Source organism: Dorea sp. OM07-5, assembly GCF_003481355.1.
Lineage (GTDB): Bacteria > Bacillota > Clostridia > Lachnospirales > Lachnospiraceae > Dorea_D > Dorea_D hominis.
This window is the reverse complement of the sequence record NZ_QUKZ01000016.1, coordinates 16,770-41,361: the sequence shown is the minus strand read 5'-3', so window position 1 is coordinate 41,361 and position 24,592 is coordinate 16,770. Positions and strand designations below refer to the sequence as shown.

Sequence of the window (24,592 nt, the reverse complement as noted above, 5' to 3'; positions counted from 1 at the left end):
AATGAAAATAACAAAACGGGCTGGGATGATGATTTTAGGAATCTTGTTTATTGGTCTGTGTGTGTCTTTCCTTCGTTTGTCCGGGTTTGGCGTAGATCCTTTCAGTGCAATGAATCTTGGAATCAGTGGATTTATCGGCTGGAGTTTTGGAACATGGCAGTTATTGATGAATGCAGTGATTCTTGTAATAGTATTTTTCCAGGCAAGGCACTGCATTGGTGCAGGAACTATCATTAATATGATTTTTGTCGGATATATCGCAGATTTTGTTTGTTGGCTGGTACAGGATGTAGTACAGATAGAGATGTCTCTTCCGCTTCGTATAATTGCGCTTGTACTCGCCCAGTTAATGGCATCAATGGGAGTTGCATTATATATGGTTGCGGATATGGGAATTGCACCATATGACAGTGTGGCAATCATTATTGAAAAGCTGACACATCAGAAAATCCCATTTCATAAAGCAAGAGTACTTTCAGATGTGGTTGTAGTAATTGTTGGAATTGCATTTGCAAGCGCATCAGGAGCAGGAATCTGGGCTGTTGCAGGAATTGGTACAGTGATCAATGCATGTTTCAACGGACCTTTGATTCAGTTTTTTAAAACAAAACTTGAAAAAATGTAAAGATTCCTATAAAGAAATGTAACAAAAATTTATAACCCCGCAATAAAAAGGAAAAAGAATTGAATTTAAAAGGTTCTTCTATGATCGAATAAAAATCATAGGAGAACTTTTTTTGCAAAAACAGGATTGCGAGGCAGAAAGGCTACGTTTATAATAAAGAATAGAGAATATAAGGGGAAAAAGACAGATGGCAGAAGAGTTAAAAACGAGAAGAATAAACCGGGAGGATATGCTGGAGCTGACGCGTCGCATGACAATAAGCCGTAACTGTTTTTCGAGAGTTGTAGGAGCGTATTTTGATGAAGAAGGATATGTGGATGGTACATTTAATATTCATTTCTTGAAATTATCAAAAGCGGATCAGGGAAAAAATTTGAAGCTTGCAAAGGCAATCCCGTTTGCAGATACAAACAGGCAATTAAAAGAATATGTATTTCCGAAGACGGAAAAAAAGCCGGAAAGTATTTGGCAGCTTCTGATGGCATTGAAAGAGTGTGAACTCAAAAATGACGGACTTCTGGAAACATTTTACGAAATCCTGGGAGAGAAGCTTAACCAAAACAGGGAATATGGATTTTATCTGTTTTATGGCTGCTATGATGTGCCGAGAAAAGGCAACGACAAGACAGAACAGTGGGAATCCGAAGAAGTATATCCGTTCCTGACAGGTGTATTTGCGCCGGTCAGTGGAGATTACGAGATGGGCGAGCCGCAGTTTGGCTTTTTATTTCCGGCATTTTCGGACCGGAGTGGAGATCCCGGAGCGATTGCATGGTATGAGAAGAATGCAGACAGACCACATGAGGAATTCTTACAGCTATTGCAATTAATGTGATTACAGAGTTTGCGCTTGATTCTGACAGAAGATAGAAAAATCAGCAAAAGACAGAAGTATTTTTAAAGGGGGATAAAAGATGTATTATGTACCTGATGGCACACAGATGTGTGGCTATTATGAATGTGAAGAGTGTGGGAACCGTTTCTTATCACTTACGGTAAGACCACAGATGGTCTGTCCGGCATGCGGTGAGCAGCCGGATATGGAGATCGGCCCGGATGAGCCGATGCCTGTAATAGAAGAAACGGCAAAATTATTACAGGTAATCCAGGGCGAAGATGAAGTAGAGAAAATGGATGCTTTGATTTCCCTTGCAGTAACAGGCGGAAATGAAGAGTGGATATAACGAGCATAAAATACAGCAAAATCCTGATAGTTTGCACCCGGTAACGATTAGATAAAAAAAAGGAAAGTAAAAAACCGCATTGCAGCAAGTTTAATCGCTGCTGTAATGCGGTTTTATAATTTTTATAATATTCGGAAAAGCCACCCGTGACAGTATCACGGGTTACAGTTCTTGCACGGCTCATACCCCGAATTGATGAGCTCAGAGCGTTTCCCGGTATATGTTTTCTTATTCTTATCTTTCATCATCTTCACGCTCCGGCAGTCCGGTTTGTGAAATTTGTTCGTGTTCTCGTTAATGATGTAAGTTCCTTTTGCGGAACTCTGTCCGGTACGGATCTGTGTGGAAGTATGCTTCCTGGAAGAATGATAAGTATTTCCGGAAGATTTACTCGAGCTGCCGGAAGACATCTCGTTTGAAGCGTCTTTCGCAGAGCTGTCGCCAGTCTCATAATTAATCTTGATTCCCGGCTGTACGTTATACACATATACGCAGTAGGAAATGCCTTTGCCTTTGTCCTCAACAGATTCCGCTTCCATCAGTACACCGTCAGCCAGTAAGTTATCATCCGTATACATCGGCGTTACCCGGTACAGAACATGGTTGTTTGTCTCTTTTACATAGTCAGCAACCATATTTTCAAAAGGCAGCATGCCATCTACGTTCAGATATCGGGTCCCGGTCATGAGATTCCGTTCGTTCGCATTTTCGGCGGTGAGCTGATAACCGATCAGATGACAGCGGTTGTAGAGGTATTTGCCGTCTACGTTGTTGTACTTCACGGTGTGCCAGCCGGAAGGTTTGACCATACCGATCCGTCCGCGCTTTTCCGTTGGCATGGTTGCTTTGCAGATATTGGCATAAGCAGTGCGGCAGCGGCCGAGCGCATCTAATTTGCTGTACTTCTCAAAGACTTTTTTCGTCAGGTCCGACTTCTTAAAAAACGGTACATTGTTATGAACCTTGATATAAGGCGAACCGGAGTACTTCGGTATCTTAGAAGTACTTACAGTCGAAGCTTTTGCTTTAGAAGCGGCAGCTTTTGTCTTGCCCGCAGTGTCAGAGCCGGCAGTATTACCGGAATCCGCCTGTGCAGATGTATCATCCGAACTGTCTTCGGCATTCGTATTTTGATCTTCAGATGAACCGGATTCCTGCGCGGTTGTTTCTTTAGAAGATGATGACTGCGAACTCTCCCCGGCATCTGCACAGCCACCGAGTACCAGCACACCGGCAAGTATAATATTTGCAAGTAATAATTTTAATTTTTTCATCGTGTCCATATCTCTCTCGTTATTTTATCGTGTGAAAATCCCTTGAACTCCTTCTGGTCTGCCAGAGTCCAGCCGTGCAGATCAATGTCAAAATAATAATCAGCCGGGTAAACACGATTCCAGTGATACAGAACAATCTCATCCAGTCTCGATTCATCAATCAAATATTGTCCGTTTTCAATAAAACAATAGTCGTTGTCATCTGCCTGGATCAGAAAATTATTTGCAACCTGGATCCGGGAGGTATCGTCCGTTTCAAACTGTTCAAGACTGTATTCATTCATCCAGATCCGTTCCGGCATCGTATAGGCAAGAATGTCATGACGCACTTCGCGGTCCTTCGACTGACGACGCCGGTTGAACATCATGCCATTGTTGTCATCAACGCAAATAATAAGTTTCATGTAAGCTCCCCTTTCCCTTACTAATGGTAGTGGTTTTATTATACCATAGATGACGAAACTATGTTCGTATAAATTTTACCAGAAATGAATCGTTTAAAATTAAAAGTTGCACTTGTGCTTTCCGGAAGAAGTCACAACTATGAATCCGAGCGAGTGGCATTTACAGCCGCCAATAAATTACATCAGAAATTCCGGGAGCATCATAAATCCATGTGTTACCGGGTGCATTCTTGAATTTATTGACAAGATATCAGAAAATGTATAGGACGGAACCGGCTTAAACGATTGTACCGGGATGCATTTCGATATTATTTACTGAGAATATCTACAGTATGCGATCCGGCACCAACAAGCTCCGGACGTTCACATATGGTCAGATGATAACGGATAAATGCTTCAAATGTGGCTTCATCCATTGCATTTAATACCGGACGCATATAATCCGAAGGACCGTCGGCTGAAATGACCTTAATCCGTTTCAGACCGGCGGCTTTATTATAGGCATCCATATCTTCAAGCCGTACATAATCATAGAGATCTTCCGCTTCCGGCTGTACACGGAAATCTTTGCTGATCTTGCCATTTTCCAGACATTCGAGAATGTGATTCTGCCTGAACCCGTAAGTCAGGATACTGTATTCATTCATGCAGTATGCAACAAGCATGACACCATCATCTTTCAGAACACGTTTCGCTTCTTTCAAAGCCTGTACTTTCTCTTCTGTCGTGAGCAGATGATACATCGGCCCAAAGACAAGTACCATGTCAAATTCTTTGTCCGGGAATCGTGAAAGCTTCAGGGCATTTCCCTGATAAGCTTTGACGGTACTGTTTTTCTGCTTTAAAATCCCAAGATTGTATTTTACAAGCTCGACAGCCGTAACATCGTAGCCTTCTTCGGCGAGTGCGACACTGTAACGTCCGGTTCCTGCGCCGACATCCAATATTTTCGCATGAGGATCATCCGGCAAATAGGCATGGATATATTTCATGGAAGTTGTAAATTCTACCTGCCCGTGCCGGCTATTCAGACGCTTCTCTTCATTAAATTTATTATAGTATTTTTCTAATTCTGTCATCATAGTAAATAAGGCTCCTTCATAAGTCGCTGAGTTCGTTTAAAAGTATAGCATATTCTGAGGATTTTGAGAGGAAATCACAGAATTTTTACCATTTTCATGGGAGGTTTGAAAAGTTAGATTCGGTATGGTATGCTAGAAAGGTAAAAGATAGAGAACAAGTAAGAATAAAGGAGGAATCTATCACTATGATAAATTGGAAGAACACAGATACCCTGGCTTCTTATCAGGAGCTTGCAAATGTAAAACGTGTGAATCTTGCAGAAGCAATGTCCGGTGAGCAGGGAGCAGAGCGTGTGAAAAATTACAGCGTTTCTATGACAGAGGGACTTGACTATAATTATGCTGCAAAAGAAGTAGATGATACTGTGATCGATGCACTTGCCAAACTGGCAGATGAAGCACAGCTTGTTGATAAATTTGAAGCACTTTACAACGGAGAAGTAATCAATACAGGAGAGAACCGTCTTGTACTTCATCATCTGACACGTGGACAGCTTGGAGATAAAGTAGTGGCAGACGGTGTAGATAAACGAGCATTCTATGTAGAACAGCAGGAGAAGATTGCTGATTTTGCAAACAAAGTACATGCAGGAGAGATTGTAAACGGAGCCGGCGAGAAGTTTACAACTGTCGTACAGATCGGTATCGGCGGAAGTGATCTAGGACCACGCGCAATGTATCTGGCACTTGAAAACTGGGCAAAGAAAAACGGTCTGTTTAAAATGGAAGCTAAATTTATCAGTAACGTAGACCCGGATGATGCGGCAGCAGTTCTTAATTCCATTGATGTTGCACATTCTATTTTCGTACTGGTATCCAAGTCTGGAACAACATTAGAGACCCTGACCAATGAATCTTTTGTAAAAGATGCATTAAAGAACGCAGGGCTGGATGCAAGTAAGCATATGATCGCTGTAACAAGCGAGACATCACCGCTTGCAAAGAGTGATGATTACCTTGCAGCATTCTTCATGGATGACTATATCGGAGGACGTTATTCTTCTACATCGGCAGTTGGTGGAGCTGTACTTTCACTGGCATTCGGACCGGAAGTATTTGCACAGTTCCTGGAAGGAGCAGCGGCAGCAGACAAATCTGCAACGAACAAAGATGTGCGTAAGAATGCGGCACTTCTGGATGCTATGATCGGAGTATATGAGAGAAACATCCTTGGTTATCCGGCAACAGCAGTACTGCCTTATTCACAGGCTTTAAGCCGTTTTCCGGCACATTTACAGCAGCTGGATATGGAATCCAATGGTAAATCTGTAAACCGTTTCGGAGAGCCGGTAGATTATGTGACAGGACCGGTGATCTTCGGTGAGCCTGGAACAAACGGACAGCATTCTTTCTACCAGCTTCTGCACCAGGGAACAGATATTGTACCGCTTCAGTTTATCGGATTCAAGAACAGCCAGATTGGCACAGATGTTGTGATTCAGGACAGCACAAGCCAGCAGAAATTATGTGCAAACGTTGCAGCACAGATTGTCGCATTTGCATGTGGCAAATCTGACGAAAACCGCAATAAGAACTTCGAAGGCGGACGTCCGTCAAGCATTATCATCGGAGAGAAGCTTGATCCGAAGACATTAGGTGCGCTGCTTGCTCATTATGAGAATAAAGTAATGTTCCAGGGATTTGTATGGAACCTTAACAGTTTTGACCAGGAAGGCGTACAGCTCGGAAAAGTCCTCGCAAAACGTGTACTTGCACACGAGACAGACGGAGCACTGAAAGTATTCAGCAATCTGTTGAATATTTAATATACGAAACAGTTTAAAAAAGGGTAGTCCGAATAAGGATGCCCTTCTTTAGATATGTGTAAAATTGGATGTAGTAGCCAGATTATGAATAATGATCATGGCATCATAATAAAAGAAAAAAATCCCCACAGCTTGTACCGATTTATTAACAGAATGGATACAGGCTGTGGGGTATTATCGTTATAGAAGTGTTATTAATAAATTATGGCAACTATATTATAAAGTTGTATTATTAAATGACCCAATAGTATTTAGCGCACACAGATATAAACCATATAAGCTGCATACATCAGAAGCATAAGGATACCTTCTTTGCGGTTGATCTGCTGCTTGGTCCATGCAAATGCAAGAACGATCACGCTCATAATAATGAGCAGGATAATGTCGATGACATTTTCCATCAGGAATGAGATCGGGCTGATCACAGTTGCAATTCCGAGTACGAATAAAATATTGAAAATATCTGATCCGATGACATTGCCAAGTGCCATATCAACTTCGCCTTTTTTAGCGGCGACCAGTGAGGTGACAAGTTCCGGAAGACTGGTTCCCATAGCTACGATCGTAAGTCCGATCAGTGTCTGGCTGAGTCCCATGCTGGAAGCAATGGACGATGCACCATCAACAACGAAATCTCCGCCAAATTTGATTGCGATCATACCTCCGATAATAAAGACAAGACTCTTCCATGTTGGCAGGATTGCAATATTTTCTTCTACAAATTCAGCCTGTTCTACCTGGCCTGACTGTGCCGGATCCGAGAGAACTGCTGCACGGGCTTTCTTTGCAGACTGGATCATCCAGAGCAGATAGCCGACAAAAAGAACCAGGAAGATAATTCCGTCAATGTGTCCGAGTGTCATGCCGATATAGCCGAGTACAAGCATCAGTGCCGCACAGATGATAGAGAGCGGAAATTCCTTCTTCAGTGTATCCTGGCGGATCGTCAGAGGAGAAAATAATGCGCAGGCGCCACAGACAACCATCAAATTGAAAATGTTCGATCCGATGACATTGCTGACGGCAAGGCTGTTGTTATTTGCAAGTGACGCAGTCACGCTGACTGCACATTCCGGAAGACTGGTTCCCATAGCAACGATCGTCATACCGATGAGCATGGCAGGAACATGGAATTTCTTAGCGACAGAAGAACTTCCTTCGACAAAAAAATCCGCTCCTTTGATAAGTAATACAAATCCAATCACGAGAATCAGAATAGCTTTTAATAATTCCATTTTACGAAATCCTTTCTGAAATTTTTGAATAAATAATGTATTTTATATTTATATAATGATACCCAAATTTGGAAGCCTGAATCCACATGAGATTGCTCATGAGCGGATGAAAGACTTGCTGGACATTACATCTATTCTATTACATACAGAGCTAAAATGCAACAGAATTAGAAACCCCTGTTTTTAACAGTTATGTTACTAAAATGAGGTAGAAAAGCCATATATTCTATGGTATCATAAACAAAATATATTTTTCCTTAGAAAGAGAGAATCATTATGCAGGTAGATGAATTTGAAATATCAAAACCAATCGATCTTAAGAAGCTGTTCCGTCTGCTTGCGTAGCTTCTTGAACGGGACATAATAAGCGCAGAAAATAACAATAAAAATATCCCCATTGTGTGTGGTGCCACAATGGGGATATTTTCTATATTTTGTTGTTAAAATAAGGGGGCTTTTTTATACGCTCGGCTCAAGCGCTTCCTCAGATTCAACAGCTTCTGTAGTTTCTGCGATAATTTCTTTTACAAGTATTCCTTTCTTCTCGCGGATGTGTTTGAAAACTGTTCCGCCTATAAATCCTGCAAGTAAACCGCCTGCTGCTGCAAATGCAAGAGAGATTACAACAGTTCCCGGCGCATTAAATGCAAACGGTGCAAGAAGTCCAGGAATTGGAGAAGCTGTACCAGGCGCATTATTCACAATGTGGAACACCGCCGCTGAGATACCTGCAAGTCCGCCGCCAAAGAAATTCGAACAATAGATAGGAATTGGATTGGCAGTTACGATCGGGGCCTGTGTTAAAGGCTCTAACATAACGCCGATTACGTTACCTCTGTTACCAAGTTTCAATTTGTGGAATATCATACCGTTTGTGAAAGAACCACCAAAGCATGCAACTGCGGCAATACCCATTGGAAGTCCTGTCAGCCCTAACATGGCTGTCAGTGCCATAGAACTTAACGGTGATGTACAGATCATTTTCATAATACCACCGAGCAAGAATCCCATAACGATCGGGGACTGATCGGTTGCTGCTGAAATTGTAAGACCGATTCGTGATAATAAGATGTTCACACCCGGTTCTACACTTACAACGATAATACGTGCGATTGGAGCGACGGCAAGAGCACCAACGATTACGTTCACACCTTCCGGAAGTTTCTTTTCAATAATCGGTGCAACAAATCCTACGATATATCCTGCGATAAATCCAGGAAGGATTCCGTAACCTGCAACGGCTACACCGGCTACTACCCCGTATAACGGGTTAGCTCCCATACAGATTGGAACCATGATTGCCGCTGCAACACCACCCATGCTTCCGGATGTGGTTCCAACCTGTTTTAAAAATGAAATACCAAACAAATCTCCGCTGATATAGCTGTGAATTGCCTCGACAAGGAATGTTGCAACGGCTGCATCTGCCATACCTGACATTGCAAGCGATCCCTTCGGCATCTTAAGACTGAACAGTGAAAACACTGCTAATGTTGCGACCAATAAAGCTACACCTGATAAAACTGTTACCATACGTTACACCTCTCAACTTTCTTTGATTTAAAAATTCTATAAGTCCGTCCGTTTATTGATAGGTATAATATATATGCACGGTTACAAAAAGTTTCAATAGGTGACAATATGCATACAAATAAGCGCGATTATTACAAATCATTGTGCATTTTGACAACGAAAAGCGAGAGAAGTCAGAAAATGACGAATCTTCAAATTACCATGTCTGACAGTTTTTTGACGAATACAATCCATTTCTTTCCGCACCTGTTCAAAATTGTAAAGTGTACTGGAATAATCAACGAAGATCTCGTTTGAGTAATCATCTAGACCGAGATGTGCCAGATTGACAAGACCGTTAAACGCAGTACGGCGGATACGCTGCTCCATGGACTTCGGGTTATCACAGAATTTACTGCACAGTTCGCTGACAGTCATTGTATCCACGCTTTCCGGGTGCATACACATGTATTTGACGATCGTAATAATATCTTTGCTACCGGTATCGCCTATAATTCCGAGACGTGTAAGGATCGTGCGCAGATTTGCCTCAATCTGCTGCTCATTTGCTGACTTGGAAACAGAGGATTTGTTTGTGTCAGGAGTAAAAATATTATGCATCTGCTGAACCATCCGTTTCATGGAAAGACCGTCGCTGACTTTGCGGATGATGGATTCCACTTCTACGCTGTTGATTGGCTTCTGGATGAAAAATTCTACACCGGCTTCATAGGCAGAAGCAATCATATCCTTGGAAGAAACCTGTGACAGCATAATATAGGCTGCGTCCGGAAGAATTTTTTTCGCTTGCTTGATGAAAGAAATGCCGTCCATCTCCGGCATAAGGAAATCGACAAGAACGATGTCCGGGCGCATGACAGGCAGATCTGCCAGTGCCTCTGCTGCGTTTTCCGCACTTCCGCAACAGACACCGAGTCCACGCGTATTTACGATCAGTTTTAAAATGTTTGTAATGTTTTTATCGTCATCTATAAAATAAAAAGACATCATGATTTGATCACCTCAATTTGATTCTTTGGTATGCTTACTGTAAAAGTTGTATTTCCCGGCACGGATGCCAGTTCGATTGAACCGCCGAGACGTTTTTCGACAAGATCTTTCACAAGACCAAGACCGATTCCACGGCTTACTTCCCCGGTTTCAAAATTAATTTTGGTTGAGAAACCGGTATTAAAAATCTCATCTTTGTATTCAACCGGGATTCCCGGACCGTCATCTGTAATTTTGAAAATGACAGCTTCATCCTGGGAAAATATGGAAATCATAAGAGTTACAGTCTGTTCCTGTGCAGCTTCCAGTGCATTGATGAGAAGATTCCGGAAAATGGATAACAGCTCATAATGTTTTGAAGTATAAAAATTTGTTTTGCAGATAAATTTAAAATTCAGTGTCTTATCCATGGAATCAGCAAGTGTAAACATGGAAGTCTTAAGCAGTGTGAAAATCTCTTCCAGATACATGCCGTCCTGTTCGACTTCCTCGTTCAGTGCTTCGGAAATTCCACGCATGATCAGAAGGTATTCTTTCTTGATCTCGTGGATATCTCTTGCAGTTGCCAGAGCGGAAGTAGATAATTCTGCCGGAACATCGGCCTCCGTCAGCTCCTGATATAATTTGTAAGAATGATTCATTGTCTCTTCAATAAGCAAAGTATTTTTCTGCATCCAGACCATTTCCCCATTCAGTTTGGAAATGAGAAGAACGAGGCGCTGATAACGCTCTTCATGTTCCTTTTGCAAAAGGAGCATCCGGTATTTTGCAAAAAGTGTCAGAATCAGCCAGACCACACAGGAGCGGAAAAAAGCTGTCAGGAAAATACCTGTCTGCAGGCGGATATGAAATGCGGAAATATCCAGACGTACAAGCAGTTCCAGAAAGTTTGCCACATAGTCAATTACGGTCAGAACGAGTAGTGTGTGATTTCGGTTCGGATATTCTGAAAATGCAGTTGTGTTCACATCTTTTCGCTGCGTCAGTCTTCTGAAAAAGCTTTTGCCGGAAGATTTCCATGATGTTATATTTTTAACATATATATATAGAAGAAAACCGTAGCAAAGATAGAATGTCATTTCAGGAAAATACCGGGAAATCGGTGCTGTAGTATCTGTTACGATCCATGCAAGCAGCATACGGAGTGAACAGACGCCGACTGCTGAAAGCACTGTCACCGGAATCAGTGGAAAATCCTGGATCAGAAATGTCATGGCAGACAAAAAAATCACAGCAACAGATAGCTGAAAGTTCCGGGTGAACAAGCTGATGCTAAGCTGTGAGAGAATAATAATGACTGCACTGTAAAAACATGATTTCTTTATCGGTATGTTCATTGTAAATTATCCTCAGTGAAAAAATTCTGTTCGCATATCGTGGCGGGTTCCAAAGTTTGTCATCCATATATGAGCAAGCTCATATGGATTTAGACTTTTGAACCCTGGTATCATATCTAGTGTATCTGACAAAATGACGAAAATCAATAGTTATACTATGATTATTTTTGTTATATTTATAATAACATAACAAAATATTTTTTGACAAATATTGGAGGATTATTGTAAACTATAAACAGTTTCCAAAAGACTGCATTACGGATTGGTATGGTAATTGCAGAGGGGTAACAAATCTAATAAGAAAGAAGGAACAACAAATGACAGTACCAGAGAGACTCGAAGCACTTCGCAAACAGATGGAGGAGAAGAAGATTGATGTTTATGTAGTGCCAACCGCTGATTTCCATCAAAGTGAATATGTTGGGGAACATTTCAAGGCGAGAAAGTTCATCACAGGATTTTCTGGTTCCGCAGGGACAGCAGTCATCACAAAGACAGAGGCAAGACTGTGGACAGACGGACGTTATTTCATCCAGGCTGCAAAGCAGCTGGAGGGATCTACAGTGGAACTGATGAAGATGGGAGAACCAGGTGTACCGGAGATGAATGCTTACATCGAGGAAGTATTACAGGCTGGAGAAACACTTGGATTTGACGGAAGAGTAGTATCTGTCGGAGAAGGTCAGGGCTATGCAGACATTGCAGCAAAGAAAGACGCACATGTGAATTACCAGGAAGACCTGATCGACGAGATCTGGAGTGACCGCCCGGCAATGTCAGAAGAACCGGCATTTGATCTGGATGTGAAATATGCAGGAGAGACGGTTGCTGACAAACTTGCAAGAATCCGTAAAGAGATGAAGGATGCAGGAGCGAATACACATGTAATGACAACACTGGATGATATCTGCTGGACACTCAATATCCGTGGAAATGATATTGATTTCTTCCCGATGGTATTATCTTATGCGATCGTTACAATGGACGGCGTAGAGCTTTATATTGATGAACGTAAACTGGATGATGCGCTGAAAGTAAAACTGGCGGCAGATGGTGTGAAACTTCATCCGTACAATGACATTTATGAAGATGTGAAAAAGTTTGCGGAAGATACAGTTGTGATGGTTGATCCAGGCAAACTGAACTATGCAATTTTCAATAATATTCCGGAAAATGTGAAAACAATTGAGCAGAGAAATCCGGCAATTCTTATGAAAGCAATGAAGAACCCGGTAGAGATCAAGAACATCCGCAAAGCCCAGATCAAAGACAGTGTAGCTCATGTCAGATTTATGAAATGGCTGAAAGAGAATGTTGGAAAGATGAAGATCACAGAGATGAGTGCGTCAGACAAGCTGGATGAGTTCCGTGCAGAGATGGGCAATTTCATCCGCCCGAGCTTTGAGCCAATCTCTTCCTTTGGAGAGCATGGAGCAATTGTGCATTATACATCATCTCCGGAGACAGACGTTGAGCTGAAAGAGGGACAGCTGTTCTTAACAGATACAGGCGCCGGATTTTATGAAGGATCTACAGATGTAACAAGAACTTATGCATTAGGCGAAGTGCCGCAGATCATGAAAGACCATTTTACATTGGTTGCGATCAGTAACTTGCAGCTTAGCAATGCGAAATTCTTAGAGGGATCTACAGGTATGGTTCTGGATATCCTTGCAAGAAAGCCTTTCTGGGACAGAGATTTGAACTTCAATCACGGAACAGGACATGGAGTTGGTTATCTGCTTAATATCCACGAAGGACCGACTGGATTCCGCTGGAAATACCGCCCGGGCGAGACTGAGCCGCTTGCAGAAGGCATGATCATCACAGATGAGCCGGGAATCTATATTGAAGGTTCCCACGGTATCCGTCTGGAAAACGAACTTCTGACAAAGAAAGGAACTCTGAACGAATATGGACAGTTCATGTATTTTGAAGCGATTACACTGATTCCGATGGACTTAGATGCCATCAACCCGGATATCATGACAGCAGAAGACAAGAAGCTGCTCAATGATTATCATGCGAGAGTATACGAAGTGATTTCGCCATATCTGAATGACGAAGAGAAAGCATGGCTTGAGAAATACACAAGAGCAATTTAACAGAGATAGAGAACTTCATGGCTGGCGCTTCCCGTTTCCGGTGGCGCCGGCTTTATTGCTATATAATTTAGAAAAATTGAAAAAATCACAAAAAAACACCTCAAAAAAAGTGTATATTTGGTTAATCTGTTTGTTATAGAAGAGATATAATAAGATCGTAACAAGAAAACCTACTTAACACACCTCTTTGTATTGTAAGACAAAGTCGAAGGATGCTAAGCATATCAGATTTTTGGAGGAAAAGATAAATGAATACTTTAAAAGCTGAAAAAAGAAGCATGGACATCAAAGCAAAGAAATTAAGAAGAGAAGGATTTGTTACGGGCAATGTATTTGGCCGCGAGATGAAAGAATCTGTTCCGGTAAAAATGGACAAAAAAGAAGTAGAAAGCCTTCTGAAGAAGAACAATAAAGGAAGTCAGGTTATGCTTGATGTTGACGGAACAAAGCATAATGTACTGATTAAGGATATTCAGTTTGATCCGATTAAAAAACAGATCAACGAAGTAGATTTTCAGGCATTGGTAAGCAACGAAGCAGTTCACTCTGTAGCTGAGATCGTATTGGTTGATGCCGAGAAAGTAACAACAGGTGTATTGGAAGAACATCTGGAAGAAGTAGCATTTAAGGCATTACCGAAAGACCTTGTAGATAAGATTGAAGTCAATGTAGGCGATATGCATGCAGGTGATACAATCAAAGTAAAAGATCTGGATATTGCCAAGAATCCGGAGATTACATTATCTACGGATCCGGAAGCACTGATTGTAAGTGTAACAGAAGTTCATGCATCAGCAGATGATGAAGAAGCTGAAGACGGAGAAACAGCAGAAGCATAATATAAAATGCCTGGATAGAAAATTTGAGATTGTAAAAAATAAGAAGCACATTCTGACGCGAAGATGAGAAGCGTTAGGATGTGCTTTTTAATAATAGAAAACGACAGCCACTTACGACCGTCGTTTTTGATATAGTAAATTATGTTATTGCAGTTTATTTCACTGTAAGTGTCTTGGAGAAACTTACCTTCGTACCGGTTTTCAATTTAGCAGTGATCTTCACCTTACCGGTTTTGGAGCCTTTCTTCACAATTCCGTTCTTATTGACAGTAGCGATATCTTTATTGCTGCTGGTCCAGGTAAAGCTGGATGGATTGAGAATTGGGCGTGCATACATGTATGGACTGTTGTAGTCGGTATACAGTCGCATGGAAGGATTTATCATATCATACGTCGCATATTTTCACAAATATTGCTTTTGACCAGCTTGAGTAGAACTTGTGGCTTTAAGATTCTACCGGAAAATCATAATCAAGAATCTTCTCGATAGAACGATTCGTCTCGTAAAATTCATTTTTCAGATAAGCAAGTCGCTCTTCGCCGGATGCTTCCAGATGATAGTAAACACGGATCATCCGCTTCCCGGCAGGTTTTTTATAATCGGAGATATATCCCTTTTCGATAAGTTTGTACAGGGCGGGATAAAGCGATCCCTCCGGAACCGTCAGATAATCGTCCGACAATTCTTTGATCAGTTTGGAAAACTGATATCCGTAACAATCTCCCTGTTCTTTTAAAATATGAAGTAAGAGCATCTCTACAGCGCCCTTTTTGAAATTATTCTGTGCCCGCATAATAGTGTCAATCCCTTCCGTTGCTAACTATTATAAAGAATAAACCTTAAGAAAACAACTATTTTTGCATTGCATATACAATAAATATTAATAAAAAATTAAATAAACCTTAAGAAAATTTTCCGGTTGAACTACATATCAGTTTCACTGTGCGAGTTACGGTGTCAACTACGGAGTTATTGTAATAATGCTTTGCAGTAGCTGTAGCACTGGCGGTGTTCTTTGATTTGCCAGACGAACTGCTTGTGATTTTCCAAATATTTACATTAGATTTGGCAGATACACTTGAGGAAATACATTTGGAAGTGCCCAATCCGTATGTGAATGTACCAGAAGAAGCGAATACATTCATTGGAAACAGCATTAAAGAAAAGATAAGAATAAATGTTAATTTTTTTTCATAATAAGTTAAACTCCTTTTATTCGATAGATTCTATAACATGAGTTGGAATTTCATTTTGACTTTGAACGTATAATTCATGCAAATAAAAGCTGCGCACGCCCGTTACGATAATGACCGCAATGAGAACTGCAACGAACATTCTGCGGATATAGCAGGCAAAACGAAGATTCTTGGTCAGATAAGAAGAATCACAGTTTGAATAATAGTCAGCTACGATTTCTTCGGGATTACCAAGCTCATCACATATTTCAGAATAATTAATAGCGGGATTCTTATAATATGTTTTACATGCTTTGTTTATTTGTATACTTCCAAATTTGACATAATGATATTTATAAATATATTCTATATTTAATAAAAGGAAAAACAATACATAGAAAAACTAGATATATATTGACGAAAATAAACTGGGATGATAATATCAGACTATAGAATGTCGGCATGATAAGGATAACGAGTGAGGTTGGAGGAATATCTATGAAAGAAAGTCCATTAATACTTTATATTGTTCATTTTATTGTATGTGTTACAGTGATGGTAATGGTATCTCTTGAAATAAGAAAATATGGAACACAGGATATGTTATTATGCGCATTAAAATGGTTTTCGCTTACTGCGGTGATAGGTTCGGGGTTGTTTTTGGATGACAAAATAAAAAAAGTGAAAGAAGAAAGCCGAAAAGAAAAAGAAGAAAGTCGTAATAGCAGGGATTCTGAAAAGCAATGAAACAATCACAGATATTTAATGGACGCGGGAGAGAAAGATTATGAGTAAAAAAGGAAAAGTTATGAGTGCAGTAGTCGTAGTTGCTGGATGTCTGGCGCTTGCCGGAAGTGTTGTGCAGAATAATTCCCAGGCAAATGGCAAGGTCTCATTATCGGATTTTGGCAAAGTACTGGAAAAAGAATATAAGAATCCAGAAGAGGCTTCCGCAAAAAACTTATATGCGAAGGGAAATTATTCAGAAATTACAAAAACTGATATGGAAAAAGCAATTGCATATTATAAGGCTAAAGGCATGAGCGAAGAAGAAGCAGAAAAGGAAGCTTATAAATATGAAAAAGAAAACGCAGCATTATGTACAGAGGCAATGAAGGCAGGCTGTAAGGCGACAGACAAAGAAGTGGAAGATTATGTAAGTGATATGCGTGCTGAGTATGAAGGTAAGAAACTGGATGAATCCAGCCAGAAACAAGTTGATGAGATTATTGCACAGTTTGATTCACCGGAAGATTATTGGAAGTATGAGAAGACGGTATATCAGAAACTTCTTCCACAGATCAAATATAGAGAGAAGCTGGAGAAGGAGTATAGCGAGAAGCATGCAGGTGACAGCAAGGCTGATTGGGGAAAATACTTTGACAATTACAGGAAAGAAATTGTGGAGAAAGAAGATTTCAAGCTTGTGAAGTAAATATGTGTGTTATATCTTTAAAGGACGGAGAAGATAAAAGGGGATACATCGAAAAAGCGCGATATATCCCCAAGCAAGTTGTGACAGGACGGAGGGATACAAAGAAGTATCCATTGGAAGAAGTATAAGAGAAAAAGAGATACACAACAAGCCAAGAGCGTATCCCTCAGGGTAAAGAAAAGCTAAAAGGGATACCCCAACAAGCCAAGAGCATATCTCCAGAACAAAGGAAAGCAACAAGGGAGCTGACTTCACGGATACACAATATATCCGCGGAGCCCAGCTCCCTTATTTTTTATATATGCATGAAAATTCATCCTCGGCGGGAGAAGCGAAAAGCAATTCTACTTAAGGAAATACTTCAGGCGTATCCCTACCGCAAAAATTCATTAATAACATGCAGTACGCCATCCTCGTCGTTGGACTTGGTGATGTAATCGGCGCGTTCGCGCACCAACGGCTGTGCATTCGCCATGGCAACGCCAAGGCCGGCGGTCTCGATCATCGTAATGTCATTGTAACCATCGCCGCAGCAGATCATCTGATCTGAAGTAAGACCGATGCTGGATAACAGCTTCAGGAGAGAATGTGCCTTATCCACCTGCGGAGGCATGATTTCCAGGAAGAACGGATCGGAGCAGTAGATGTAGAGGTAAGAACGGAAATAATCCGTCACTTCCTTCTGCGCCTTTGCAATGATCTCCGGTTCTCCTGTTACAAGAAACTTGTTCGCCGGTTCTTTAATACATGCCGCAAAATCATCCGTCTCGATGATCGGCATGTGATTGATCCGGGATTCCAGTTCGGTATATTTGTTCGGTTTGATTCCGGAGAGGATATTATCTGCTGTATAAGACAAAATATCCAGCCCGTCATATTTTCTTAAAATCTGCAGAAGAGGTTCTACAATATCTCCCGGAAGAGTCTTATTATAGATCGCCTGCATACTTCTGCAATCGGTAATTCTGGCACCGTTAAAAGAGAGAATATAGCTTCCGTAGTCTTCCAGATGTAGTTGCTTCGCAAGTGGAAGAACTCCCTTGGTCGGACGTCCGCTGGCAAGCACGACTTTCTTGCCCTGCTCCTGAATATCGATCAGAGCTTCCAGAGTAGGTCTGGAGATCTCTTTCTTCGAGTTGGTCAGCGTACCGTCGAGGTCCAGTGCTAATATCTGATATTCCATGGATTTTACACTCCTACAATGCTTCCAGAGCTTCTACCAGTTCAGGAAAATGCATTCCATGAGAAGCTTTGACAAGGACATTGTCTCCCTCTTTCATAATATTTTTCATCTCTGCAAGGAAATCCGCTTTTGTTTCAAACCAGTGTACTTCTGTACCGTTTACGGAAGCACCGTTTGCAATTTCTTTCGCAAGGTCTCCGATCGCGCATACAACATCGACACCTTTTTCAGCGGCATATGCGCCTGTCTCGTGGTGCAGTTCTTTTTCATTTGCACCAAGTTCACCCATATTTCCAAGGACAGCAACTTTACGTCCGATTGCCATATCGAGAACATCAATGGATGCCTTTGTAGAAATCGGATTTGCATTGTAGCAGTCATCTAAGATCGTCAGCTTATCGGTAATGATGATGTGGTTTCTTCCCGGAATAGACGGGAGATTCTCGATACCGGCTTTGATTTCTTCATTTGTCAGATCAAGGCTGTATCCGACAGCGGCACCTGCCAGCGCATTGGATACCATGTGGATACCCGGAAGCGGAACAACGCAGTCAAAAGAAGTTCCGTTTGGCATGTGGAGCGTGCATGAAGTTCCTTTAAGTCCGAGCGGTTTAATATCTGTTGCGCGGAAATCACTGTTGTCACCGGTTCCGAAGAATACAGGCTCTACACCTTTGATCGGACCGGATTCACGTAAAATATCATCATCTCCGTTGAAAATGATGGTTCCGCCATTTTTCATATCCTGGATCATCTGGGATTTCTCCTGGAAGATACCTTCTCTTGTCTTGAAAAATTCCAAGTGGGCAACACCGATGTTCGTGATCACACATACATCCGGACTTGCAACAGAAGAAAGTCTGCGCATCTCGCCGAAGTGGTTGACTCCCATTTCCAGAATAGCAACCTGGTTCTCCTCGTTCATTTCAAAAATTGTGATCGGAAGTCCCCATTCGTTATTGAAATTTCCTAATGTTTTATGAACATTGTATTTCTGGGAAAGTACAGATGCGATCATCTCTTTTGTACTTGTCTTTCCGACACTTCCTGTAATTCCGACAACCTTTACATCGAAAGAATCACGGTACAGTTTCGCAATGTCTAAAAGTGCCTGACCGGTAGATTCTACCAGAATATACGGGTAATCGGTTTCGCCAAGATCTTCATGGGAAACGACACACATTGCGCCCTTCTCGATTGTATCCGGGATAAATTTATGTGCATTTACATTTTCTCCGTCAATAGCGACAAAAAGGTAATCTTTCTCGACTTTACGACTGTCGATTACGACACCTGCTACTTCCTGGGAAAGTTTGGATGTATCGCCGTGATAAGTTCCTTTACAGGCCTTGGTGATATTTTCCAAAGTAAGGTTTTTCATAGAATAAATTCCTCCTTATTGGTAGCGTGCTTTGATTGATTCATCAATGATCTGCTCGCACAGATCACCATATTCCAAACCGGCAGCCTTCGCAGCCTTCGGAATCAGACTCGCCGGAGTCATACCCGGAAGTCCGTTCATTTCCAGACAATAGAACTTACCGTCTGTATCGTCAACGATAAAGTCAGCGCGTGCATACACATCCATGCGTAAAGTGCGAAATGCCTTCTCTGCCATGCGCTTCATTTTCTTCTGTGTCTTCTCATCGAGAGAGACCGGAGGGCAGATTTCCTGTGCGCCGCCTGCCTGGTATTTGTTCTCGTAGTTGAACACACCGTCTTTAGGAATGATCTCTACGATCGGAAGTGCTTTGCCGGCGAGAATACCACAGGCAAATTCTCTTCCTTTGATATAAGGTTCAATTACAACTTCTTCTTCCTGATGGACATCAAAAGACTGATGGATCGCATCAAGATATTCTTCTTCGGTGTGAACGATAAATACACCGATGCTGGAACCGCCGGAGCATGGTTTGATAACCAGTGGAAGATAATATCCCAGCTCGTCAAGCGGGGTATCCTTTGTTTGGCGATTCAGGGAAGTTCCTCGCGGAGTTGCTACACGACTCATTTTAAAAATCTGTTTGGCAACCAGTTTATTCATAGAAAGGGAACAACCCAGAGAATTCGGACCGGTATAACGGATGCCGAGGATATCAAAAGTAGCCTGCAACTTTCCGTTCTCACCGACAGAACCGTGCAGAGCCATAAAAGTAATATCTGCCATACGGCACAGCTCGATGACGTTCGGTCCAAGATAGCAGTCGGACTGATCAGGTCGGGACTTTTTCAAAGCATCGAGATCCGGCATCGTTGTTTTGATACCTTCTGCAATACCAAGTCCGGCGTCCGGAAGATCGAAGACTTCGTCCAGTTTATCCGCATCATAAGGTAGTCCAAAATAAACGTCCAGCAGATAAGCCTGATGCCCACTTTCGCGTAGTGTTTTACAGATTCCTGCTCCGGAAATAAGTGATACATCGCGTTCAGGACTGAGTCCTCCGGCTAATACTATAATTTTCATAAAATAAATTCTCCTTACTTAGTCAGATATGCTCATCTGATCAAGCAGCGATTTTTTCACATCGTATAATTTCTGTGATAAATCCACATGGATACGATGTGGGTAGAAGAGACGTTTGGTCTCATCCCAGAGTGTATCCTTCTCTTGCTTGCAGTAAGCTGCAATCTCCATAACAGAAGGAGAGTTGTAGACACATTCACCATTTATGAAGACCGGAACGAGAATCTCACGCATTGTGTATGTGCCACCCGGAAGCCTGGTCTTCTTCCATGTCTCGATTGGATCAAATAATAACAGATCTTCATTGGTGTCATATTCTTCGCCGGCAAAACAGATCAGATCAGCTTTGAGTTTTCCTGTTTCTTTATCATAGATACGATAAATGGTTTTGTTACCAGGATTTGTGATTTTTTCTGTATTTTCAGAAATCTTAATCTTCGGAATAAATTCTCCGTCCTGATTCTTTATGGCAGCCAGCTTATATACACCGCCGAAAGACGGGCAGTCCTTGGAAGTGATCAGATTTGTACCGACACCCCAGGAATCGATGGCTGCTTTTTGCATCTTCAGATCGTGGAGAAGGAACTCATCCAAATCATTGGATGCGCAGATGGTTGCATCTTCGAATCCGGCAGCATCCAACATCTTGCGTGCTTCTTTAGAAAGGTATGCAAGGTCGCCACTGTCAAGACGGATTCCGTATTTTTTGAGGGGATGACCAGACTCTTTAAATTCCCGGAATACACGAATCGCATTCGGTACACCGGATTTGAGAGTATCATACGTATCGACAAGTAATGTGCAGTTATCCGGATACATTTTCGCATAGTTCTTAAATGCAGTATATTCATCCTTGAAGCTCATGATCCAGCTATGTGCATGTGTACCCATGACCGGAACATCAAAAAGCTGTCCTGCAAGAACATTGGATGTGCCGACGCAGCCGCCGATCATAGCAGCTCTCGCACCATAAAGTCCGGCATCCGGTCCTTGTGCACGTCTCAGACCAAATTCCATAATACCGTCGCCGTCTGCCGCAAAGACAATTCGGGAAGTCTTCGTAGCGATCAGTGACTGATGATTGATGATGTTCAGGATCGCAGTCTCTACAAGCTGTGCCTCCATGATCGGAGCGATCACTTTTAACAGTGGCTCTTTTGGAAATACAACGGTTCCTTCCGGAATTGCATAGATATCACCACTGAAATGAAAACCGCTTAAGTAGTGCAGAAAATCCTCACTGAAAATGTGCAGACTTCTTAAGTAGTCCACATCCTCGTAAGTAAAATTCAGGTTCTTCACATAATCGATCACCTGCTCTAATCCGGCACATACAGAATATCCGTTGCTGCAAGGATTCTGGCGGAAGAAAACGTCGAAAATAACGGTTTCGTTCTGTTTCTCCTCATAGTATCCCTGCATCATTGTCAGCTCATAAAAGTCCGTCAATAACGTAAGATCTTGTCTGTTCATGGTCCCATTTGTCTCCTTTTTTATAAATTCCGTTCCATTATAGCACTTACAGAGAAAAAAGTAAAAGAAAAAAGAAAAGCCAGGCATTAGAGTAATGCCTGGTTCTTCTTAATGGTATCTTCAATAATCTTCTGACAGTTCTGTGAGAGCTGTTTTTTCTGTTCACGGTCCAGATCTTTTGCATAGATCGGCTTGCCATATTCGATGATGACGTGGGTCTTCTTAATGCGCGGGAACTGTTTCTCGAAGATCGAGATTGTGTTATTCATGCTGATCGGTACGATTGGACAACCACTTTTCTCAGCAATTTTAAAAGAACCGCTGTGGAATGGAAGAACACTTAACTCTTCGCCGGTATTTCTCGTACCTTCCGGGAAAATGCAGATGGAGATTCCGCTTTTTACGTATTCAATTGCTTTGAGGATGGTCTTTAGTCCCTCTTTCGGGTTGTCACGGTCAAGGAAGAGGCAATAAAGGCGCTTCATCCATGTGCGGAGCAGAGGATAGCTCATCATTTCCTTTTTGGCAATGTATCCGGTGCGGCGTTTGCATCGGGAGTAAGTCAGAAGAATGTCAAAATAACTTCTGTGATTGCCAATGAAAAGTACCGGCTCATCCGGGATCCTTTCTTCGCCGATTACAGTGATCTCAGTTCCTGCAATCTTAAGCATAAATCGGAATGCAGCCTGCACCATGCGCAGACATTGATAATCGGCAGCTTCCTGATTAAATTTGCTGATGATCCATTCGATACCCAGTACCGGGATTCCGAGGATCAGATATAAAAATAAAGTAATGACTACCAAAATAAATCTAAACATTTGTATATCCTTTCTTTGCCTGGGGCGCTTAATCAAAGCGTCCATATAATAAGGTAAGTTCACGAAGGGTATCTGCGTATTCCGGTTTCAGATCTTGTGCACGGAAACGCCAGCTCCAGTTGCCGGCGGCTTTTCCCGGCGTATTCATGCGTCCTTCATCTCCGCAGAATAAAAGATCCTGCAGCGGATAGATCGCATAAGTGGCAATGCTGGAAAGCGCTGCCTTTATCAGACCATAACCGATATTCTTCTCATCGGTTGTTCCGGTGTAAGCACAGACTTTTTTGCGGCAATGTTCCGGTAATGTCTCGTACCAGGAAAGTGTTGTAGCATTGTCGTGTGTTCCGGTGTAGCAGACGCAGACCGGAGATTCAAAACGGTGCGGCAGGTATGCATTTTCATCGGTAGAATCAAAAGCAAACTGCAGAACCTTCATGCCCGGGAATCCGAAATGTTCACGAAGCGCATTTACCTCATCCGTAATGATACCGAGATCTTCTGCAATGATCGGCAGATCGTCGCCGAGTGCCTGGGAGATCGCACCAAAGAGATCCCAGCCCGGCACCTTCGCCCAGTGTCCGTTGACGGCAGTCGGTTCGCCGTAAGGGACAGACCAGCATGCGTCAAAGCCACGGAAATGGTCGATACGCAGGATGTCCAGATTCTTAAGCTGTGTGCGGATACGCGAGATCCACCAGGAGAAATCGCTGTTCTTATGTGCATCCCATGCATAGAGCGGATTGCCCCAGAGCTGCCCGGCTGCAGAAAAATAATCCGGCGGAACTCCCGCAACAGAGAGCGGATACCCTTTCTCGTCCAGGTAGAATAGTTCTTTATTTGCCCAGACATCTGCACTGTCCATGGATACGAAGATCGGGATATCGCCGATGATCTGGATGCCTTTCTCATTTGCATATGCTTTCAGTCTGCCCCATTCTGTGAAGAAGATAAACTGCAGAAATTTGTAATATCCGGCTTCTTTCTGCAAAAGCTGTTTTAATTCCTCTTTGTATTCCGGGGATGGGCTGCGGTACATATCCGGCCAGTCCAGCCAGCTCCTTCCGTCATTGGCGTCTTTGCAGGCGAGGAAAAGCGCATAATCCTCCAGCCAGAAAGCTTCCTCCTGACAGAAGCGTGCGAAATCCTGCTTTAGCGGATCGCCCTCGTCTCTTTCGTAAAAACGGTTGTATGCAAGGCGGAAAATGCTGTGTTTCCACGGAATGACCGTTCCGTAGTCTACCTGTGCGCTGTCTCCGGCAGGTGCATCTTTCAGTTCATGGTCGAATAAAAGTCCCAGCTCTTTCAAATGATCTGGGCTTATAAGAAGCGGCTGCCCGGCGAAGGCAGAGAAACTCTGATACGGAGAATCTCCGAAACCTGTATGTGTCAGTGGAAGGATCTGCCAGAGTTTCTGTCCGGCGGCTTCCAGAAAATCAACAAAACGGTATGCCGTATGTCCAAGATCTCCGATCCCATATGGAGAAGGAAGTGATGTCGGATGCAGAAGAACACCCGCCTGTCGTCTGTATTGTTTCATAATTAAGTACTCCTTAGTCTGTTTCAATAAAATTCAGCTGTTTGTGTGAATGTACAAAAGCACATTTTTGTGGCAACACTTTTATAAGTATACACTAAAATTGGTATTTTTCATAGGTTCACTGTGTAT

26 protein-coding genes are annotated in these 24,592 nt (G+C 42.3%); 10 read left to right on the top strand and 16 right to left on the bottom strand.

Annotated elements, in window-relative coordinates:
• Position 1 precedes the first annotated feature (1 nt).
• The 3 genes from DXC04_RS12945 to DXC04_RS12935 all read left to right on the top strand — a co-directional run bounded on the left by DXC04_RS12945 (position 2) and on the right by DXC04_RS12935 (position 1,809).
• Positions 2–625, top strand: coding sequence for a YczE/YyaS/YitT family protein (locus DXC04_RS12945; RefSeq protein WP_118288011.1), 624 nt, complete (start codon positions 2–4; stop codon positions 623–625).
• Between the two features lie 187 nt (positions 626–812).
• Positions 813–1,460: a DUF4317 family protein gene (locus DXC04_RS12940; protein WP_118661064.1), complete on the top strand. Its 648-nt coding sequence runs from the start codon at positions 813–815 to the stop codon at positions 1,458–1,460.
• Between the two features lie 79 nt (positions 1,461–1,539).
• Positions 1,540–1,809, top strand: a complete 270-nt coding sequence (locus tag DXC04_RS12935; protein WP_021859650.1) for a hypothetical protein — start codon at positions 1,540–1,542, stop codon at positions 1,807–1,809.
• A 155-nt stretch (positions 1,810–1,964) separates the two neighbouring features.
• Here DXC04_RS12935 and DXC04_RS12930 read toward each other — a convergent pair whose 3' ends face one another.
• Together DXC04_RS12930 and DXC04_RS12925 are read right to left on the bottom strand one after the other, a co-directional pair.
• Positions 1,965–3,083 (bottom strand): DNA/RNA non-specific endonuclease, encoded by a 1,119-nt coding sequence (locus DXC04_RS12930; RefSeq protein WP_118661065.1) that lies wholly within the window; start codon positions 3,081–3,083, stop codon positions 1,965–1,967.
• The gene (locus tag DXC04_RS12925; protein ID WP_117537052.1) at positions 3,080–3,487 is read right to left on the bottom strand and encodes a ribonuclease Z; all 408 of its coding nucleotides are present in this window, start codon (positions 3,485–3,487) and stop codon (positions 3,080–3,082) included. Before DXC04_RS12925 ends, DXC04_RS12930 begins: the two co-directional genes overlap by 4 nt.
• A gap of 84 nt (positions 3,488–3,571) precedes the next feature.
• Here DXC04_RS12925 and DXC04_RS15605 point away from each other — a divergent pair, with 84 nt between their 5' ends.
• Positions 3,572–3,721: a hypothetical protein gene (locus DXC04_RS15605; RefSeq protein ID WP_158580487.1), complete on the top strand. Its 150-nt coding sequence runs from the start codon at positions 3,572–3,574 to the stop codon at positions 3,719–3,721.
• A gap of 74 nt (positions 3,722–3,795) precedes the next feature.
• Here the strand turns inward: DXC04_RS15605 and DXC04_RS12920 are convergent, their stop codons facing one another.
• Positions 3,796–4,569 carry a class I SAM-dependent methyltransferase gene (locus tag DXC04_RS12920; RefSeq protein ID WP_021859653.1) on the bottom strand — a complete coding sequence of 258 codons (774 nt, stop codon included), beginning with the start codon at positions 4,567–4,569 and terminating at the stop codon, positions 3,796–3,798.
• A 185-nt stretch (positions 4,570–4,754) separates the two neighbouring features.
• Here DXC04_RS12920 and DXC04_RS12915 point away from each other — a divergent pair, with 185 nt between their 5' ends.
• The gene (locus DXC04_RS12915) at positions 4,755–6,335 is read left to right on the top strand and encodes a glucose-6-phosphate isomerase (protein ID WP_021859654.1); all 1,581 of its coding nucleotides are present in this window, start codon (positions 4,755–4,757) and stop codon (positions 6,333–6,335) included.
• 251 nt (positions 6,336–6,586) lie between these two features.
• On the opposite strand, the gene DXC04_RS12910 is transcribed toward DXC04_RS12915, so the two are convergent.
• The 4 genes from DXC04_RS12910 to DXC04_RS12895 all read right to left on the bottom strand — a co-directional run bounded on the left by DXC04_RS12910 (position 6,587) and on the right by DXC04_RS12895 (position 11,430).
• Positions 6,587–7,570, bottom strand: a complete 984-nt coding sequence (locus tag DXC04_RS12910; protein WP_118661066.1) for a calcium/sodium antiporter — start codon at positions 7,568–7,570, stop codon at positions 6,587–6,589.
• A 459-nt stretch (positions 7,571–8,029) separates the two neighbouring features.
• A complete protein-coding gene (locus DXC04_RS12905) occupies positions 8,030–9,103 on the bottom strand; it encodes a PTS sugar transporter subunit IIC (protein ID WP_021859656.1) in 1,074 nt (357 codons plus the stop codon).
• A gap of 138 nt (positions 9,104–9,241) precedes the next feature.
• On the bottom strand, positions 9,242–10,093 hold the full coding sequence (locus DXC04_RS12900) for a response regulator (protein ID WP_021859657.1): 852 nt from the start codon (positions 10,091–10,093) through the stop codon (positions 9,242–9,244).
• On the bottom strand, positions 10,090–11,430 hold the full coding sequence (locus DXC04_RS12895; protein WP_118661067.1) for an ATP-binding protein: 1,341 nt from the start codon (positions 11,428–11,430) through the stop codon (positions 10,090–10,092). Before DXC04_RS12895 ends, DXC04_RS12900 begins: the two co-directional genes overlap by 4 nt.
• A 317-nt stretch (positions 11,431–11,747) precedes the next feature.
• Between DXC04_RS12895 and DXC04_RS12890 the strand changes: the two genes are divergently transcribed.
• Complete coding sequence (locus tag DXC04_RS12890; protein WP_118661068.1) at positions 11,748–13,535, top strand: aminopeptidase P family N-terminal domain-containing protein; 1,788 nt, start codon at positions 11,748–11,750, stop codon at positions 13,533–13,535.
• Positions 13,536–13,783: 248 nt separating this feature from the next.
• On the top strand, positions 13,784–14,374 hold the full coding sequence (locus tag DXC04_RS12885) for a 50S ribosomal protein L25 (RefSeq protein ID WP_021859660.1): 591 nt from the start codon (positions 13,784–13,786) through the stop codon (positions 14,372–14,374).
• 154 nt (positions 14,375–14,528) lie between these two features.
• Here DXC04_RS12885 and DXC04_RS12880 read toward each other — a convergent pair whose 3' ends face one another.
• Both DXC04_RS12880 and DXC04_RS12875 read right to left on the bottom strand, forming a co-directional pair.
• A complete protein-coding gene (locus DXC04_RS12880) occupies positions 14,529–14,744 on the bottom strand; it encodes an Ig-like domain-containing protein (protein ID WP_158580489.1) in 216 nt (71 codons plus the stop codon).
• A gap of 76 nt (positions 14,745–14,820) precedes the next feature.
• Complete coding sequence (locus DXC04_RS12875) at positions 14,821–15,168, bottom strand: PadR family transcriptional regulator (protein ID WP_021859663.1); 348 nt, start codon at positions 15,166–15,168, stop codon at positions 14,821–14,823.
• A 227-nt stretch (positions 15,169–15,395) separates the two neighbouring features.
• Here DXC04_RS12875 and DXC04_RS15600 point away from each other — a divergent pair, with 227 nt between their 5' ends.
• Positions 15,396–15,572, top strand: a complete 177-nt coding sequence (locus tag DXC04_RS15600) for a hypothetical protein (protein ID WP_158580491.1) — start codon at positions 15,396–15,398, stop codon at positions 15,570–15,572.
• Positions 15,573–15,587: 15 nt separating this feature from the next.
• Here DXC04_RS15600 and DXC04_RS16310 read toward each other — a convergent pair whose 3' ends face one another.
• Positions 15,588–15,941, bottom strand: coding sequence for a DUF6120 family protein (locus tag DXC04_RS16310; RefSeq protein ID WP_442873198.1), 354 nt, complete (start codon positions 15,939–15,941; stop codon positions 15,588–15,590).
• 107 nt (positions 15,942–16,048) lie between these two features.
• Between DXC04_RS16310 and DXC04_RS12870 the strand changes: the two genes are divergently transcribed.
• Together DXC04_RS12870 and DXC04_RS12865 are read left to right on the top strand one after the other, a co-directional pair.
• Entirely contained in the window at positions 16,049–16,297 is a 249-nt protein-coding gene (locus tag DXC04_RS12870) for a hypothetical protein (RefSeq protein ID WP_118661070.1), read from the top strand.
• Between the two features lie 40 nt (positions 16,298–16,337).
• Complete coding sequence (locus DXC04_RS12865) at positions 16,338–16,985, top strand: hypothetical protein (protein WP_118661071.1); 648 nt, start codon at positions 16,338–16,340, stop codon at positions 16,983–16,985.
• A 373-nt stretch (positions 16,986–17,358) separates the two neighbouring features.
• On the opposite strand, the gene DXC04_RS12860 is transcribed toward DXC04_RS12865, so the two are convergent.
• From DXC04_RS12860 to malQ, 6 genes are all read right to left on the bottom strand, one after another.
• Positions 17,359–18,168 (bottom strand): Cof-type HAD-IIB family hydrolase, encoded by an 810-nt coding sequence (locus DXC04_RS12860; RefSeq protein WP_118661072.1) that lies wholly within the window; start codon positions 18,166–18,168, stop codon positions 17,359–17,361.
• A 13-nt stretch (positions 18,169–18,181) separates the two neighbouring features.
• Complete coding sequence (locus DXC04_RS12855; protein WP_118661073.1) at positions 18,182–19,549, bottom strand: UDP-N-acetylmuramoyl-tripeptide--D-alanyl-D-alanine ligase; 1,368 nt, start codon at positions 19,547–19,549, stop codon at positions 18,182–18,184.
• A 15-nt stretch (positions 19,550–19,564) separates the two neighbouring features.
• Positions 19,565–20,632 (bottom strand): D-alanine--D-alanine ligase family protein, encoded by a 1,068-nt coding sequence (locus DXC04_RS12850; protein ID WP_118661074.1) that lies wholly within the window; start codon positions 20,630–20,632, stop codon positions 19,565–19,567.
• 18 nt (positions 20,633–20,650) lie between these two features.
• Entirely contained in the window at positions 20,651–22,105 is a 1,455-nt protein-coding gene (locus DXC04_RS12845; protein WP_118661075.1) for a nicotinate phosphoribosyltransferase, read from the bottom strand.
• Positions 22,106–22,191: 86 nt separating this feature from the next.
• Complete coding sequence (locus tag DXC04_RS12840; RefSeq protein ID WP_118287991.1) at positions 22,192–22,926, bottom strand: lysophospholipid acyltransferase family protein; 735 nt, start codon at positions 22,924–22,926, stop codon at positions 22,192–22,194.
• 28 nt (positions 22,927–22,954) lie between these two features.
• Entirely contained in the window at positions 22,955–24,490 is a 1,536-nt protein-coding gene (gene malQ / locus DXC04_RS12835) for a 4-alpha-glucanotransferase (protein WP_226977195.1), read from the bottom strand.
• Between the last annotated feature and the right edge of the window lie 102 nt (positions 24,491–24,592).